The following is a 14,805-nucleotide window of genomic DNA, read 5'->3' on the forward strand; positions in this document are numbered from 1 at the left end:
CGCCGGCCGGGCCTGGCCCTCCCCGCCTACTCGGGCCCCGGCCCGCACCGGCCGGGGGGGCGGGGCGCCCCCCGCTTCGCGTTCGGCCGATGCCGCCTGTCACACTGATCCCATGCTGCTTGCCCTCGACACCACGACGGAGATCCTGCACCTGGCGCTGATCCGGGGGGATCAGGTGTGGGCGCGGCGGGTGCTGTCGGGCGTCGGGCGGGGGCACAGCGAGCGGCTGATCCCCACGCTGGATGAGCTCATGGCCGAGGCCGGGGCCGCCCCGACGGACCTGACGGGCGTGGCCGCCTGCCTGGGTCCTGGCGGGTTCACCAGCCTGCGCATCGGCGTGGCCACGGCGGAGGGCTTCGGCCTCACGGGCCTGCCCACCTGGGGCTTCTCCGCCTTCGCCTTGCGGGCCGAGGCCCTGCGCCAGACCGGCGTGGCCGGGCCCGTCTGGATCCTCCTGGACGGCCAGCGCAGCGAGGCCTTCCACCAGCGGTGGGTGGAGCGCGGCCCCACGGAACCCGCCGCCAAGCACCCCCTGGCCACCCTGCCGGAGCGCCTGGGCGGAGAGCCCTGGTGGGCCCCGGAGGCCTTCGCCCCCAAGGTGGAGCCCCTGCTGCCCGCAGCCCCCCGCCTCCCCCTGGCGGACGAGGGCGCCGCCACCCTGGCGGGTCTGGTGGCTCTGGCGCGGCGGGTCTCCCAGGGGCCTTCCGAGGCTCCCCTGGTGCCCTTCTACCTGCGGGAGACCGATGCCGAGGTGAACTTCCCCCACGCCGCCGCCCACCTGCCCGAGGCCCTGCGGAAGGGCGTGGCGCGATGAGCGGGGACCCGGAACCCGAGGTCCGGAGGCTGGCGGAGGGGGCGCCGCTGCCGGACTGGGTGACCCGACTGGATCGCCAGACCTTCGGCGAGGCCTGGCGCGGACTGGCCGCCCATGAGGCCCTGTGGGTGATCCCCGAGCTGGCGTTCGCCCGCTGGTCGCGGGTGCCCGCGGCCGGGGAGGCGGAGCTGCTGCGCATCGCCGTGGCCTCCGAGGCGCGGGGCCAGGGCCTGGGCCGCGCGGTGCTGGAGGCCTGCCAGCGCGAACTGGCCGGGGAGGGACTGGTCCACCTGTTCCTGGAGGTGCGGCCCACCAACCTCGCGGCCATCCGCCTCTACGAACGCTGCGGCTGGGAACCCTGCGGGTGCCGGCCGCGGTACTACAGCGACGGTGAGGACGCCCTGCTGTTCCAGCGCGGGGGCGGAGCGCAGGGCTGATTCAAGTGACCGATGGCTCTCTTAAATTGACGACCAAAGGGTATTGACCAAGGTGACCAGTGGGGTAATGTTATCTCCACGGTCACATTCGAGGTCCCATGGTCGGCATCTCCAGACAGACGGATTACGCGGCGCGGCTGGTGCTCCATCTGGCTTCGCTGCCGGAGGGGACGCGGGCCTCCATCGCGGAGATCGCCGAGGCCCGCCTCCTGCCCGCGCCCTTCGTCCGCCGCCTCATCGGCGGCCTCGCCAAGGCGGGCATCCTGCAGACGACCCGGGGCACGGGCGGTGGCATCGCCCTGGCCCGCCCCGCGTCGGAGATCTCCCTCCTGGACGTGGTGACCGCCCTCGAAGGCCCCATCGTCCTCAACCAGTGCCTGGACGGACACCACCACTGCCCGCTGGCCCACGGCTGCCCCATCCAGGCGGCCTGGGCCGAGGCCGCCCGCACCCTTGAGACCTACCTGGCCGGCGTGCGCTTCGAAGCGCTGGCCCGCTCCCCGGAGACCCACCTCGCCGCCCACCTGCGCTGCCACTCGGCACTCAGGACCAAGGCGGCGTCCAGCTGTTCCTGATCGCTTCACCCCGTTTCCAACCCAGACCTGAAGGAGGAGTCCGTGGACGCCTTGACCTTGTCGCGCCTGCAATTCGCAGTGGCGACCTACTTCCACTTCCTGTTCGTGCCCTTGACCCTGGGGCTGTCGATGCTCGTCGCCCTCATGGAGACGCAGTACGTGCGCAGCGGCGACGAGGACTACAAACGCATGGCGAAGTTCTGGGGGAAGCTCTTCCTCATCAACTTCGCCGTGGGCGTGGTCACGGGCCTCACGCTGGAGTTCCAGTTCGGCACGAACTGGTCGCGCTACTCCGCCTACGTGGGCGACATCTTCGGCTCGCTGCTGGCCATCGAGGCCACGGCGGCCTTCTTCCTGGAGTCCACCTTCATCGCCGTGTGGCACTTCGGGTGGAACAAGCTCTCGAAGAAGGCCCACGTCACCGCCATCTGGCTGGTGGCCATCGCCTCGAACCTGTCGGCCTTCTGGATCCTGGTGGCCAACGCCTGGATGCAGCACCCCACGGGCTTCGTGCTGCGGAACGGCCGCGCCGAGCTGGCGGACTTCTTCGCCGTCATCACCCAGCGCTTCGCCATCCTGGAGTTCATCCACACCCTGGGCGGCGCCTACCTCACGGCGGGCTTCTTCGTGCTGGGCATCTCCGCCTGGCACCTGGTCCGCAAGCAGGAGACGGCCTTCTTCAAGAAGTCCTTCCGGCTGGCGGCGGCCTGGACGCTGATCTTCGCGCTGTTCGAGATCGCCCAGGGCCACATGAACGCCGAGATCCTCAGCACCGCCCAGCCCACCAAGCTGGCGGCCATGGAGGCCCACTGGGAGACTGGCCGGAGCGTGCCCATGCACCTGCTGGCCTGGCCCGACGCGGCCAACGAGCGCAACACCGTCCAGTCGCTCTCCGTGCCCAGCGGGCTCAGCCTGCTGGCCACCTACTCGACCGGCGGCGAGGTGAAGGGCCTGAAGGACTACCCTGCTTCGGAGCGGCCCCCGGTGCTGCCCGTGTTCCTGAGCTTCCGCGCCATGGTGGGCCTGGGCGTGCTGTTCCTGGCCCTGGGCCTCTGGGCCTTCCTCAAGCGCCACCAGATCACGGAGCAGCAGCGGTTCCTGCGGGTGCTGCCCTGGCTCATCCCGCTGCCCTACCTGGCCAACGAGCTGGGCTGGACCATCGCGGAGCTGGGCCGGCAGCCCTGGATCGTCTACGGCCTGATGAAGACCTCCGACGCGGCGTCGCCCCTGGCGGCCTCGCAGGTGGGCACCTCGCTAGCGGCCTTCTTCCTGGTCTACGCGCTGCTGGGCGCCGTGGACTTCTACCTGTTGTTCACGTTCGCCCGCAAGGGCCCTGACGCCGCGACCGCGGCCGCGAAGTGAGGGAGGCGACCATGCTGGAATCCATCTGGTTCGTGATCTGGGGCGTGGCCTGGGCCGTGTACTTCATGCTCGACGGCTTCGACCTGGGCCTGGGCACGCTGTTCCCCTTCCTGGCGAAGGACGAGACCGACAAGCGCATCCTCGTGAACGCCATGGGCCCGTTCTGGGACGGCAACGAGGTGTGGCTCATCACGGCGGGCGGCGTGACCTTCGCGGCCTTCCCGCGGGCCTACGCCATCATGTTCTCGGGCCTCTACACGCCGCTGATGCTGCTGCTCTTCGCGCTCATCCTGCGCGGCGTGGCCTTCGAGTTCCGGGGCAAGGTGGATAGCGCCCGCTGGCGCGCCACCTGGGACGCCTGCCTGGTGGCGGGCTCCTTCCTGCCCGCGCTGCTGCTGGGCGTGGCCTTCGCCAACATCTTCAAGGGCCTGCCCCTGGACGCCGCGGGCCTCTTCCACGGCAACCTGCTCACGCTGCTGAACCCCTACGGCCTGCTGGGCGGCGTGCTCTTCGTGCTGATCTTCGCGGTGCACGGCGCCCTGTGGCTGACCACCCGCACCGAGGGCGAGCTGCAGGCCCGCGCGGGCCGCATGGCCACCTCGCTCTGGTGGGCCGAGGCCGCCGTGGCCGTGGCCTTCCTCGCCCTGACCTGGTTCAGCACGCGGCTCTGGCAGCACGTGCTGGCGAGGCCCGTCCTCCTCGCCCTGCCCCTGCTGGCCGTGGCGGGCCTGCTGCTGACGCGGGTCTTCGCGGCACGGGGCGCCTGGTGGAAGGCCTGGTTCGCCTCCTCGGCCCTCATCCTGGGCGCGGTGCTCTTCGGCGTGGCGGGCCTCTTCCCCGATCTGCTGCCATCGAGCCTCGATCCTGCGGCTTCGGTGACGGCCTTCAACGCCGCCTCCAGCCCGCTGACGCTGAAGATCATGCTGGGCGTGGTGCTCTGCTTCCTGCCCGTGGTGATCGGCTACCAGCTGTGGGTATACCTGGCGTTCCGGGACACGGTGACCGCCGAGAGCATCGAACGCGGACCTTCCTACTGACCTGATCCCTCGCGCTTGAACCGGCTCCCCGTCCCATGGCGGGGCGGGGAGCCTTTGTGTCCCATGCCCCGCTTCCGGGGCGATGCCAAGGAGATGTCCCATGAAGTCCCTCATCCTGCCGGTGGCCCTGGCCGCCGGGTTGCTGAGTTCTGCCCCGCTCCAGGCCCAGGAGGGCCCGTGGATGGTCCGCCTGCGCGCCGTCTCGCTCCAGCCCGCGAACCAGTCCGACGCGGCCTCCGGCCTCCCGGCAGATGCCATCCACGTCAGTTCGAAGACCATCCCCGAGGTGGACTTCAGCTACTTCTTCACGAAGCATGTCGCGGCGGAGCTGGTGCTCACGGTGCCCCAGGAGCACGATGTCACCCTGTCTGGCACGAAGATCGGCACCTTCAAGGAGCTGCCGCCCACCCTCACGGCCCAGTGGCACTTCCTCCCGGGCCAGACGGTGGATCCCTATGTCGGCGCGGGCCTGAACCTCACCTTGATCTCCGACGTGAAGCTGGCGGACGGCGCGCTGGACCTGGACAAGCGCAGCGTCGGCCTGGCCGCCCAGGCGGGCGTGGACTTCAAGGTGGCCCGGAACTGCTACATCAACCTCGATGTGAAATACGTGCAGATCCGGAGCGATGTGAAGACCGCCGCCGGCGCCAAGGTCACGACCGTGAAGGTGGATCCCATGCTCTACGGCGTGGGCGTCGGGTACCGGTTCTGACCGCCTCCGGGCCTGCGGTGGCGATCGGCCTGACACGGGGGCGCTCTGCGCCTCCGTGTCAGTGGACGCCGGTGGGCTCCACCAGTGTCATCGAGAGGGCATTCAGCAGAGACGCGCCATCGCCGCGGAAGGAGCTGCCGTGCATGGTGGCGAGGGTGTGGGGGCGCAGCTCCGCCAGACGGGTCAGGGCGGTCTGGGCTTTGTCCCGACAGGCGTAGTAGTCCATGCCCGCGCGCATGGCCTCGCTGGGACCGAGGATGTCCCCTTCGGTGACCGGCGGGAGCTCCGCGCCGGGCTGGGTGAACAGGTCCCCGCAGAGGAGGGTGCGGGCCGTGGCGACCCAGATGAGGCCCGCATCCCACCCGTGGGGTACATGGGGCGTGTCCAGCCACTGGATCCGGTGGCGTCCCAGGGCCAGTTCCTCGCCGTCGCCCATGGCGCGGGGCGGCCGGTCGGCCATGTCCCCCATGGACACCAGGGCGCTCACCCGGCTGCATAGCGGGACGGCCGCAGGGGCCACGGCGAGGAAGTCATTCATGGCTCCGCACTCGTCGGCTTCGAAGTGGGAGTAGCCCAGGTAGCGCAGCGAGGACACCGGCAACACCCGCTCGATGGCGGTCCGGGTGGCCTCGAAGAGGCTGCGCAGGCCCGTATGGAACAGCAGGGGCGCCTCGTCCCGGATGAGGATCTGGTTGAAGGTGAAACCACCCGGGATGGCGGGGATGGCGACCGAGGTGCTGATGCGGAAAATGCCATCAGCGATTTCATCAATGCGGGTAGTCATGGCAGGCCTCGTGGGTCAGATGGAATCTAATCGGACTATCTGGTTATCGGCCTGACTCAGCAAAAAGAACAAGCCGCCGCGAATGACACGAAGGGACGCGAAACGCGGCGGAGATGGGCCGCCCGGGCCTTCGCCCCCCAGCCGCGCCATGCGCGGCTGGCCACACGCGGGGCGGGCATGCCGGCTCCTGGAGGCCGCCAGGCCCGCCCCGCGCGTGGAGGCGGAAACAGGGTCGTTCGCGCGCCCGCAGGGCGATTCGCGTCATTCGCGGTTCGATCATTCCAGGCGGAGGCAAGCCGATAACCCGGTCGGACTATTTCTTCGCCGCGGATTCGGCTTCTTCCGGCACCACGTCCCACTTCCCGCGGACATCCACGGAAAGCACGCAATCAGCGCCGGGCACGCACTTGGTGATGTGTTCCTTCTTCCCCTTGAATACGAAGAACGAGCCCGCCGGCAGCAGGGTCTCCTTGCCATCGACGGTGAATGACATGGTTCCCGAGAGCACCGTGGCGAAGTGATCGGAGGTGTGGTGGTGCAGGGGTGCGACGAAACCATCCTTGAGCTTGATCAGGAAGTGGCCCGCCCCCTTGGCGGGATCCCCGTCGAGGACCGCCATCTGCACGCCCGGGAAATCAGGCACGTCGGTCCACTTGAGGTCATCGGCGGGCAACAGGACGGCGGTGCCGGCCTTCTTGCCGTCCTTGGCGAGGGCGGGTGGCGCGAATGCGGCAAAGGCAAGCGTCAGGGCGGATACGGCCAGGATGTGTGTCTTCATGGAACCCCTCCTTGCGGATGTTGTGGTTTGGATGGACGGCCCAGGGCATGCCACTATTCGGGGCTGCTACTGCGGCATCAGCACCACCGGAACTTCGATCACGTCATCGGCAGGGATCTTGTTCGCGACCGCCGCGTCCCGGATCGCTTGTTCGCTGGGTGCCTCGTAGATGCAGAAGGTCTTCGTCCTGTCCGCATTGGCGTAGGAATAGACCCAGCGCACTCCGAACGTGGCGTTGCACTTGTTGACAGCCTTCTTGCCATCGGCGTCGAGGCCGGCCAAGGCCCCCGCCGGGAAGGTGCGCACGACGATGAAGCGGCGCAGGCCCGATTCGGGTGCGCGCACAGCCGGCGCCGGATCAGCGACCGCAGCGGGAGTGACCTTGGGAACTTCCCAGGCCCCCAAGGTGGAGGTCAGCAGAGCCAGCGCCGCGAGCACAGGCAAGGTGTTGGGTCGAAACGTCATGAACTCCTCCTTGTGGATGTGGTGATTCGATGGCTGGAGAGGCGAATTGCCTCCAGACACAAAATCTCGACCAGCCGCCCACTCGGGGAAGCTGCAACGCGGCGCCCTTCGAAGGTACGGCCCAGACGAACCTGACCCCCCGGGAGGCGGTCCTCCAACATGGGTTGTTGCGACGGCGAGTCAATGCGTCGAAATAAAATTCAATGTCTGTTTTTTACTTTGTCCATAGGGTTGCGTCGGGCCGACGCGATGCGGACCGCGGTGGCCAGAACCTGCGCAGGGGGATCAGGCGAGTCAGCCCTGGATCGGGACCTCAGGGGCGAAGCGCGAGAGGTTTTCCTCCAGGCTGGCCCGGAAGGCGGCCACAGCGTCGTCGGCGTAGGCGCGGAAATCCCTGGGCAGGCGCTGGTACCGGGCCTGCATCTGGCTCAGCGCCCGGTCGCGGAAGGCCTTCAGTTCGGCCAGCCGCTGCGGGAATTCCAGGGCCGTGACGGTCTGGAGCCGCGCCTCGAAGGCCTGCGCCAGATCCTGGAGGCCGGCCTTGAACCGCTCCAGTTCCAGCAGGCTGCGGGTGATCTTGAAGTAGTGGTGGCCCTTCACGGCCAGGGTGACGGTCTCGGGCACCATGAGGGGCCGGGCGAAGAAGCCCTGGACCAGGAAGCGCCAGTAGGACCAGCCGTAGCGCGAGAAGGTCTGGACGACGAGGGACCGGACGAAAGCGCGGAGCTCCATGATGTGGAGCTTCCGGCGAGAGGTCAGGGGCGGCTTCATGGTCTTCAGCAGCTGCAGGCAGCGCTCGAAGTAGCGGTCGGGGTGGTAGATCTCGGCGAGAATGCGCTTGTAGCCGTCGATGAGCTTCCGCGCGTCCATCCTCGGCAGGAAGTTGAGGCGCAGGTCGTGGGTGTTGTTGCCCCCGCCGGAATCGCCCGTGAGCCGGCCCTCGGCCTCGAGGCGGTGGTGCAGGCGGGTCTTGGGCAGGGCGGTGAGGAGGCCCACCATGGCGGTGGGGATGGCGGCCTCCTGGATGAAGCGCACCTGGCGGTCGAAGATGTCTCCGCCGTCGCTGTCGAAGCCCACGATGAAGCCGCCGGATACCTCCATGCCCTTGCGCTGGATCTTCCGGATGCTGGCGAGCAGGTCGGCCTTGAGGTTCTGCTGCTTGCCCGCGGCCTTCAGGGCGCAGAGGTCGGGCGTCTCGATGCCCAGGAACACCATGTTGAAGCCGGCCTGGACCATCTGGTCCATCAGAGGCTCATCGGCCGCCAGGTCGAGGCTGGCCTCGGTGAAGAATGTGAAGGGATGGTGCCGCTGCTGCTGCCAGGGGATCAGTTCCGCCAGCAGGGCCTTCACCTCGCGGCGGTTCCCGATGAAGTTGTCGTCCACCAGGAAGAGCGGGCCGCGCCAGCCTTCCGCGTAGAGGAGCTCCAGCTCGTGGAGGAACTGCGCCGGGCTCTTGGTGCGGGGCCGGCGGCCGAACAGCTCGATGATGTCGCAGAACTCGCAGTCGTGCGGACAGCCGCGGGAGAACTGCAGGGCCATCTCCGCGTAGTCCTTCCGCCGCACCAGGTCGAAGCGCGGCGCAGGGGTGCGTGCGAGGTCCGGCTTTTCCGGGCTGGTGTACAGGGGCTTGGCCTGCCCCAGAGCGTAGTCGTGCAGGAACAGCGGCAGCGTGACCTCGGCCTCGTTCAGCACGAAATGGTCCACGCCCTGGATCTGGTCATGGCAGCTGGTGGGGTAGGGACCTCCGGCGACCACGGGCGTCCCGAGCCGGTTGCAGAGCCCGACGACCCGCGCCATGGACTCCTTCTGGACGATCATGGCGGAGACGAAGACGAGGTCGGCCTGCGCCACGGCGGCCTCCCGCAGCGGCGCCACGTTCAGGTCCACCAGGGAGACCTGGCAGTCCTCCGGCAGCATGGCCGCCACCGTGAGCAGGCCCAGGGGCGGGAACACCGCCTTCTTGCCGATGAAGGGCAGGGCGTAGCGCATGCTCCAGTACGTGGGGGGCATTTCCGGATAGACCAACAGGACTTTGAGTCCCAATCCCGCCCCCTTCCTGGTTCAGACAGCAGGACAAGGGTCGGTTCTTCTCAGATGGGGACAAGGACCATTTGCTAGGCGCGGACCGCCACCACCTCGAGATATTCCGCCTCGACCTGCGTCGAGCCGTCCCGGGCCTGGTTGTGCTCGGACCAGAGCCGCTCCAGGTCCTGATGCAGCGCCTCCTGCCCGTCGGCCTCCAGGGAGGCGAAGGCCCGGTTGATGGGGCCGTAGTAGGCCTGGAAGAAGTCCACCACGTCCCCGGGCGGGAAGGGGTAGCGCATGGGGTACAGGTGCTTCCGGGTCTCCAGCCCGGCCACGCCGTCCCGGAAGCGGGCGCGGACCGTCGCCTCCTCGCCCCATTGCACGGGGGGCGCCATGAGCGGGGGTGGCGGCACGTGCCGGCCGATGGCCTTGAACATCTCGCCGACGAAGCCTCCGGGGGTCCAGTTCGCCATGGCGATGCGGCCGCCGGGCCGGCACACGCGCACCAGCTCGGCGGCCACCCGCTCGGGGCGGGGCGCGAACATGGCGCCGATGAGGCTCACCACCAGGTCGAACTCGCCGTCTTCGTAGGCGATGGCCTCGGCATCGCCCTCCTCGAACCGTGCCTCCACGCCCTCGGCCCTGGCCCGGGACCGCGCCGCGGCAATGGAGTTGGTGGCGATGTCGATGCCCGTCACGCGCACCCCGGCCCGGGCGGCCGGGATCGCGATCTGGCCGGCCCCGCAGGCCACGTCCAGCATCCGCGTGCCGGGCTCGGGCCCGAGGCGGTCCAGGAACGCCAGGGCGCCCGGCTCCAGGTAGGTGGCGAAGTGCCCGTAGTTGCCGGCCATCCAGACGGCCTTGAGGCGGGCCTTGAGGGCGGCCATCTCGGGGGACGGCGGGGGGGACAGGGTCCGGGTCATGGGAACTCCTCTCTTCAGGCCAGGGCGGGGGTTCGGGTGAACTGCAGGGATACCGCGCCCTCCACCACCTGCGGCGGATGGAGCTTCAGGTCCGGCAGGTTCCGGCCCAGCCACGCCGCCGCGCGCCGGGTGGACTCGTCGCAGCTGCGCGGATCCTCGCAGATGGTGATCGACAGGGCCCCGTCGTCGGTCTTGAGCAGGTAGTAGGCGATGAAGCCCGGCACGGAGCTCAGTTCGGCCTCGATGTCCTTGCCCCGCCGCTTCAATTCGTCGGCAAGCCCCTGATGACCGGCATAGCCGCGGATCACCGTGTGCATGGAACCTCCCTGGAGGAATGGCTTCCTCGTCTGATCCAGACCTTGCCTGCGCGTCCGCCGGACCGGGCGGCCACGGCACCCTTCCGGCAATGGACCAGGAACGCCTGGAATGCCAGGGGCAGACCCCCAAGATGGGATTTCCTGAATCTGAGTCAATGAATCAAATTCATTTTTTATGTCGACTTTTTACCGCGACGGAAGCGGACTCCAGGCCGGGGCCAGGGCGGTCCTCAGGCCTTCTCGAACAGCACGATGCGGTTGCTGTTGGTGCCCTTGCCGTTGTTGTCCACGCCCCAGATGTGGGCGGTCTTGGTGAAGGTCTGGCGGTTCACCAGGACGCCGTGGGCGCGGAAGCCCGCAGCCAGGCCCAGGGGCAGGGCGATCTCATCGAGTTTGAGCCTGCCGCCGCGCACCTCGCCGACCTCGAAGGCCACGAAGCCGCCGGGGCGGGTCACGCGGAACAGCTCGGCGAAGACCTCGCCCATGGCCTGGGACCAGGCTTCCACCGTGCGGTGGGTGCTGAGGCCCCGGCCGATGGCCGCGGCATCCAGGCCGTTGAACCAGCAGCGCAGCCAGTTGTCGCCCACGTAGTCCACCACGTCGAGGAAGGGCGGCGAGGTCACGGTGAGGGCCACGGAACCGTCCTCCAGGTCGGGCGTGATGCGGGCGTCCCCGGTGAGGAACCGGGCGTCTTCGGCGGCCTCGGCCAGATTCCGCAGGGCCAGGGCATCCAGGCCCGTCAGCAGCTGCCGTGTCTTCTTCAGGATGAGGGCGCGGGTGTCCCGGTAGGTGGGCGTCTGGTTCCGCTGGGCATTGATCAGCCGCTGCTTGTCGGCGCTCACCGCCTGGTTGGGGGGCAGGGTGTAGACCGAGAAGAAGCCCGGGCTGTGCCCCGTGAGGCGGTTGGTGGCCACCATGCGGATCCAGGCGTCCAGGGCGTCGAGTTCGCCCGAGGCCTCGCGGTCGAGGCACCACTGCCGGAGGCCGCGGATCTCCGCCTCCGTGTCGGGGTGGAAGAACATGGCGAGGTCCAGTCCGTCCGAGGGGGCCGTGCGCGGGATCTCCGCCAGGCGGCGGGCCACGGCGGCGGGATCGGGCGGCGTGAGCCGGGGTTCCGCCAGCAGCCGCGACAGGGGGTTCAGGTCGTTGGCGGCCACGCGGCGCCCCATGAGGGCCGCCTCCAGGGCGGTGGTGCCCCGGCCGCTGAAGGGGTCGTAGACCCGCTCGCCGGGCAGGGTGAGCCGCTCGATGAAATGCCGGGGCAGCTGGGGCTTGTAGCAGGCCCGGTAGGAGATCTCGTGGAGGTTGGCGGCCTGCCGCTGGCGGGAGGTCCAGAACTCCGCCGACAGGCGGGGGTGCCGCCCCGAGGCGGTCTCGACCTCGTCCCAGGCCGCGTCCTCCACCGGGGCGAGGTCGGCCAGGAAGGCCCGGCTCGCGGCTGTCTGGGCGTCCATGCTCTGCCTTTCGGGGAACATCCAGGATAGCCTGCTGGGAATGGTTCCCTCGCCCCCGAAACGGCATCCCGAACTGACCCGCCTCTACGTGGCGGTGGCCCTGGGCGTGGTGATCATCATGATCATCCTGGCCTACAAGGCCGTGGGGAACCGCATCGCCGAGGGGGGGCTGGACGCGCCCACCCGCTGGGCCCTCATCGCCGTGGGAACGGCCAACGTGCTGGCCATCGGCGCCCTGCTCTTCATCGTGGCCCGCAGCCTGGCCAAGCTCTACTTCGAACGCAAGAGCGGCATCCTGGGCTCGCGCCTGCGCACCCGCATGGTGCTCACACTGTTCATCGTGGGCATCGTCCCGAGCCTGATCCTCTTCCTGGTGGGCCGGAACTTCATCAACAAGAACGTGGAGCGCTGGTTCAGCCCCGAGACCGAAGTGACCATCCGGGACGGGCAGAAGGTGGCCGGGGACCTGCGGGCCGCCGCCAAGGCCCGCCTGGACTTCGGCGCGGGCCGTCTGCTGGCGTCGGCCTCGGCCGAGGCGCCGACCATCCGTGCCGCCTCCGACCTGGACCTGGTGGCCTTCCTGGGCGCCAAGGGCGGCGAAGGTCCGAAGGCCCTGGACCTCCGCGCGGGCCTGGAGCCGCCGGACCTGTCCACCCTGGGGGCCGAGGGCACGCAGGAGACCCGGGAGGGCCTCTGGCTGCTCCGCCGGGTGCCGCGCGGGGACGGCGCCTGGGCCGTGGGCATCCTCATGCCGCGGGAGACCCTCGACCGCGTGGTGGCCCTGGAGCAGCGGTACCGGGAGAGCCAGCAGATCCGGTCCGCGCGGGAGACCCTCGAGACCCTGCCTCAGAGCACCTTCCTGTTCCTGACCATGCTGACGCTCTTCTTCGCCGTGTGGTCGGGGCTCGCCCTGGCGCGGTCCCTCAGCGAGCCCATCCGGGCCCTGGCCAAGGCGGCCCAGCGGGTGGGCAGCGGCGACCTGGAGGTGCAGCTGCCGGAGATGGGCGAGGACGAGCTGGCCTTCCTGGCCCGCACCTTCAATGCCATGATCCGCGACCTCAAGGCCAGCCGGGCCGCCATCGAAGCCCAGGCCAGCCGCATCGAGCAGCAGCGCGCCTACCTGGGCCAGATCCTGGCCGCCCTGCCTGTGGGCGTCATGAGCTGGCGGGCCGACGGCGAGCTGCGGACCTTCAACGCCGCGGCCCGGGGCTGGATGGGCCTGGAGTCCTTCGACCCCTCGGAGGACAGCTGGAGTTCCGTGGCCACCCTGCCGCGCCTGGGCCGCCTGCCGGAGCTGCTGGCCGCCGTGCGGGAATCCGGCCGGGGCGTGCAGGAGGAGCTGCGCCTGGGCGGCGAGGGCGAGGGCCGGCCCGTGCGGGCCATCCTCGAACCGGTCCAGGGGGGCGGTGTGCTGGCCGTGCTGGAGGACCTGTCCCTGCTGGCCCAGGCCGAGAAGCGCGCCGCCTGGCAGGAGGTGGCGCGGCGCATGGCCCACGAAGTGAAGAACCCCCTCACGCCCATCCAGCTCACGGCGCAGCGCCTGCTGCGGCGCACCCGCGAGGGGCGCCTGGACCTTGCGGCCGTGCAGGAGGGCGCCGAGACGATCCTCACCGAGGTGGCCAGCCTCTCGCGGCTGGTGGACAGCTTCAGCCGCTTCGCCCGGCTGCCCTCGCCCCAGTTCTCCCCCTGCGACCCCGCCGAGCTGCTGCGCCAGGTGCTGGCCCTCTACGAGCCCAACCAACCCGGCATCCAGTGGTCAATCCGCTTCCAGCTGGAGCCCCTGGGCGTCCTGTGGGACGGCGACATGGTGAAGCGGGCGCTCATCAACCTGGTGGACAATGCCGTGGCGGCCGTGGACGGCCAGGGGGCCGTGTCCCTCTCGCTCACGGGCGAGGACGGCAACCTGCGCTTCGACGTGGAGGACGACGGCACGGGCGTGCCCGAGGCGGACCGCGACCGGCTCTTCGAGCCCTACTTCTCCACGAAGTGGAAGGGCACGGGCCTGGGCCTCGCCATCGTCCGCCGCATCGCCCAGGACCACGGCGGCGATGCCCGCTACCAACCCCTGGCGCGCGGCAGCCGCTTCACCCTCACGCTGCCGAGGGCGCCGAAGGTGTGAGCCGCGATCAGGCCCGGGCGGGAGCCTTCTCCTTGAAGGCCTTCGCGCAATCGGGGCAGATGCCGTGGGTGAACTCCACCGCCGAGTGCTGGCGGATGTAGGACTCCATCTGGTTCCAGGCGCCCCGGTCGTCCCGGATCTTCTTGCAGGTCGCGCAGATGGGGAGGATGCCCCGCAGCACCTGGCATTCCTCCACGGAGTTCTGGAGGTCCCGCTCCACCCGCTGGGCGTTCACCACCATCAGGCCCCCGTAGACGCAGGCCTCGCCAGTCAGGAAGAGGAGCAGGGCCACGACCTGGGACATCGAAGGCGCGAGAAAGTCTTCATGGGGAGGGGGCGCGGCGAGGCTGGCGACTCCGCGCAGCACATAGACGGTCCCCATCACGAACAGGGTGGCGGTCACCAGGACGTTGGCATCCGCCAGAACCACCGGCAGGCGGCGGCGGGCGATCTGCGCGGCGCGGAGGCAGAGCCCGCCGGCGGTGAAGGAGAAGACGATCTGCCGGAACCGGAGGCTGGGGTGGACATAGGCGAAGACCACGATGAGCGCCATGACCAGGCCCACCAGGGCGGCGTACCTCGCCGCCCGCACCCGGGCGCCCGTGAAGGTGACGAGTCCGGTCAGCACCAGGGTGGTGGCGAGGTAGAGCGCCAGATTGGCGATCACGATGCTGAGGACATCCGGAAGGTGGCCCCGCTCGCCCAGCAGGATCGTGCCGAGGCACGCGCTCCAGGCGGAGAGGGTCCATTGCCCGAACCCGGCGTAGGTCCGCCGCTGCCGCCAGACGTAGGTCATGACGAGGGCCAGGGAGAGGACCGCTGCGCCACTCGCAAAGCACAGGGTGCGCACATCGAGGGGCATGGGCATGGGTTGTGTACCCTCCGGTCAGCTTCGGTGGATCCAGTCTACCTGTGGACCGCGGCCCAACCAGGGCCTGGGTTTCAGGCCCCAGGCGCCGGGGCCGCCGCCGGCACGCGCCATCCCGCTTCCGACCGGGAGCCG

Annotated in this window: 15 protein-coding genes; 7 read left to right on the top strand and 8 right to left on the bottom strand. The window is 69.6% G+C overall.

Going from position 1 to position 14,805, the window contains the following annotated elements; translation table 11 throughout:
• Positions 1 to 112: 112 nt before the first annotated feature.
• From tsaB to MLE43_RS10775, 6 genes are all read left to right on the top strand, one after another.
• Positions 113 to 814: a tRNA (adenosine(37)-N6)-threonylcarbamoyltransferase complex dimerization subunit type 1 TsaB gene (gene tsaB / locus MLE43_RS10750; protein WP_243303835.1), complete on the top strand. Its 702-nt coding sequence runs from the start codon at positions 113 to 115 to the stop codon at positions 812 to 814.
• Complete coding sequence (locus MLE43_RS10755) at positions 811 to 1,251, top strand: GNAT family N-acetyltransferase (RefSeq protein ID WP_243303837.1); 441 nt, start codon at positions 811 to 813, stop codon at positions 1,249 to 1,251. The genes tsaB and MLE43_RS10755 overlap by 4 nt, the downstream gene beginning before the upstream one ends.
• A gap of 98 nt (positions 1,252 to 1,349) precedes the next feature.
• The gene (locus tag MLE43_RS10760) at positions 1,350 to 1,826 is read left to right on the top strand and encodes an RrF2 family transcriptional regulator (RefSeq protein ID WP_243303838.1); all 477 of its coding nucleotides are present in this window, start codon (positions 1,350 to 1,352) and stop codon (positions 1,824 to 1,826) included.
• Positions 1,827 to 1,868: 42 nt separating this feature from the next.
• Positions 1,869 to 3,188: a cytochrome ubiquinol oxidase subunit I gene (locus MLE43_RS10765; RefSeq protein WP_243303840.1), complete on the top strand. Its 1,320-nt coding sequence runs from the start codon at positions 1,869 to 1,871 to the stop codon at positions 3,186 to 3,188.
• An 11-nt stretch (positions 3,189 to 3,199) separates the two neighbouring features.
• Positions 3,200 to 4,225 (top strand): cytochrome d ubiquinol oxidase subunit II, encoded by a 1,026-nt coding sequence (cydB, locus tag MLE43_RS10770; protein ID WP_243303841.1) that lies wholly within the window; start codon positions 3,200 to 3,202, stop codon positions 4,223 to 4,225.
• A gap of 100 nt (positions 4,226 to 4,325) precedes the next feature.
• The gene (locus MLE43_RS10775; RefSeq protein ID WP_243303843.1) at positions 4,326 to 4,937 is read left to right on the top strand and encodes an OmpW/AlkL family protein; all 612 of its coding nucleotides are present in this window, start codon (positions 4,326 to 4,328) and stop codon (positions 4,935 to 4,937) included.
• 58 nt (positions 4,938 to 4,995) lie between these two features.
• On the opposite strand, the gene MLE43_RS10780 is transcribed toward MLE43_RS10775, so the two are convergent.
• The 7 genes from MLE43_RS10780 to MLE43_RS10810 all read right to left on the bottom strand — a co-directional run bounded on the left by MLE43_RS10780 (position 4,996) and on the right by MLE43_RS10810 (position 11,683).
• Positions 4,996 to 5,721 carry an oxygen-binding di-iron domain-containing protein gene (locus MLE43_RS10780; RefSeq protein WP_243303845.1) on the bottom strand — a complete coding sequence of 242 codons (726 nt, stop codon included), beginning with the start codon at positions 5,719 to 5,721 and terminating at the stop codon, positions 4,996 to 4,998.
• Positions 5,722 to 6,034: 313 nt separating this feature from the next.
• Positions 6,035 to 6,499, bottom strand: a complete 465-nt coding sequence (locus tag MLE43_RS10785; RefSeq protein ID WP_243303846.1) for a cupin domain-containing protein — start codon at positions 6,497 to 6,499, stop codon at positions 6,035 to 6,037.
• Between the two features lie 66 nt (positions 6,500 to 6,565).
• The gene (locus MLE43_RS10790) at positions 6,566 to 6,964 is read right to left on the bottom strand and encodes a DUF4242 domain-containing protein (RefSeq protein WP_243303847.1); all 399 of its coding nucleotides are present in this window, start codon (positions 6,962 to 6,964) and stop codon (positions 6,566 to 6,568) included.
• Positions 6,965 to 7,258: 294 nt separating this feature from the next.
• Positions 7,259 to 8,953, bottom strand: a complete 1,695-nt coding sequence (locus tag MLE43_RS10795; RefSeq protein ID WP_243303849.1) for a B12-binding domain-containing radical SAM protein — start codon at positions 8,951 to 8,953, stop codon at positions 7,259 to 7,261.
• A gap of 125 nt (positions 8,954 to 9,078) precedes the next feature.
• On the bottom strand, positions 9,079 to 9,912 hold the full coding sequence (locus MLE43_RS10800) for a class I SAM-dependent methyltransferase (protein WP_243303852.1): 834 nt from the start codon (positions 9,910 to 9,912) through the stop codon (positions 9,079 to 9,081).
• A 14-nt stretch (positions 9,913 to 9,926) separates the two neighbouring features.
• On the bottom strand, positions 9,927 to 10,229 hold the full coding sequence (locus tag MLE43_RS10805) for a hypothetical protein (protein WP_243303853.1): 303 nt from the start codon (positions 10,227 to 10,229) through the stop codon (positions 9,927 to 9,929).
• A 230-nt stretch (positions 10,230 to 10,459) separates the two neighbouring features.
• A complete protein-coding gene (locus MLE43_RS10810) occupies positions 10,460 to 11,683 on the bottom strand; it encodes a DNA methyltransferase (protein ID WP_243303855.1) in 1,224 nt (407 codons plus the stop codon).
• A gap of 40 nt (positions 11,684 to 11,723) precedes the next feature.
• Here MLE43_RS10810 and MLE43_RS10815 point away from each other — a divergent pair, with 40 nt between their 5' ends.
• Positions 11,724 to 13,802, top strand: coding sequence for a sensor histidine kinase (locus tag MLE43_RS10815; protein WP_243303857.1), 2,079 nt, complete (start codon positions 11,724 to 11,726; stop codon positions 13,800 to 13,802).
• Between the two features lie 7 nt (positions 13,803 to 13,809).
• Here the strand turns inward: MLE43_RS10815 and MLE43_RS10820 are convergent, their stop codons facing one another.
• On the bottom strand, positions 13,810 to 14,670 hold the full coding sequence (locus MLE43_RS10820) for a hypothetical protein (protein WP_243303859.1): 861 nt from the start codon (positions 14,668 to 14,670) through the stop codon (positions 13,810 to 13,812).
• Positions 14,671 to 14,805 lie beyond the last annotated feature (135 nt).

Source organism: Geothrix oryzisoli, from assembly GCF_022808865.1.
GTDB lineage: Bacteria > Acidobacteriota > Holophagae > Holophagales > Holophagaceae > Geothrix > Geothrix oryzisoli.

Excerpts from the sequence above, each read along its gene's own strand:
- tsaB (WP_243303835.1), top strand. The coding sequence starts at position 113 with ATGCTGCTTGCCCTCGACACCACGACGGAGATCCTGCACCTGGCGCTG.
- MLE43_RS10755 (WP_243303837.1), top strand. The coding sequence starts at position 811 with ATGAGCGGGGACCCGGAACCCGAGGTCCGGAGGCTGGCGGAGGGGGCG.
- MLE43_RS10760 (WP_243303838.1), top strand. The coding sequence starts at position 1,350 with ATGGTCGGCATCTCCAGACAGACGGATTACGCGGCGCGGCTGGTGCTC.
- cydB (WP_243303841.1), top strand. The coding sequence starts at position 3,200 with ATGCTGGAATCCATCTGGTTCGTGATCTGGGGCGTGGCCTGGGCCGTG.
- MLE43_RS10775 (WP_243303843.1), top strand. The coding sequence starts at position 4,326 with ATGAAGTCCCTCATCCTGCCGGTGGCCCTGGCCGCCGGGTTGCTGAGT.
- MLE43_RS10780 (WP_243303845.1), bottom strand. The coding sequence starts at position 5,721 with ATGACTACCCGCATTGATGAAATCGCTGATGGCATTTTCCGCATCAGC.
- MLE43_RS10785 (WP_243303846.1), bottom strand. The coding sequence starts at position 6,499 with ATGAAGACACACATCCTGGCCGTATCCGCCCTGACGCTTGCCTTTGCC.
- MLE43_RS10790 (WP_243303847.1), bottom strand. The coding sequence starts at position 6,964 with ATGACGTTTCGACCCAACACCTTGCCTGTGCTCGCGGCGCTGGCTCTG.
- MLE43_RS10795 (WP_243303849.1), bottom strand. The coding sequence starts at position 8,953 with ATGCGCTACGCCCTGCCCTTCATCGGCAAGAAGGCGGTGTTCCCGCCC.
- MLE43_RS10800 (WP_243303852.1), bottom strand. The coding sequence starts at position 9,912 with ATGACCCGGACCCTGTCCCCCCCGCCGTCCCCCGAGATGGCCGCCCTC.
- MLE43_RS10805 (WP_243303853.1), bottom strand. The coding sequence starts at position 10,229 with ATGCACACGGTGATCCGCGGCTATGCCGGTCATCAGGGGCTTGCCGAC.
- MLE43_RS10810 (WP_243303855.1), bottom strand. The coding sequence starts at position 11,683 with ATGGACGCCCAGACAGCCGCGAGCCGGGCCTTCCTGGCCGACCTCGCC.
- MLE43_RS10815 (WP_243303857.1), top strand. The coding sequence starts at position 11,724 with ATGGTTCCCTCGCCCCCGAAACGGCATCCCGAACTGACCCGCCTCTAC.
- MLE43_RS10820 (WP_243303859.1), bottom strand. The coding sequence starts at position 14,670 with ATGCCCATGCCCCTCGATGTGCGCACCCTGTGCTTTGCGAGTGGCGCA.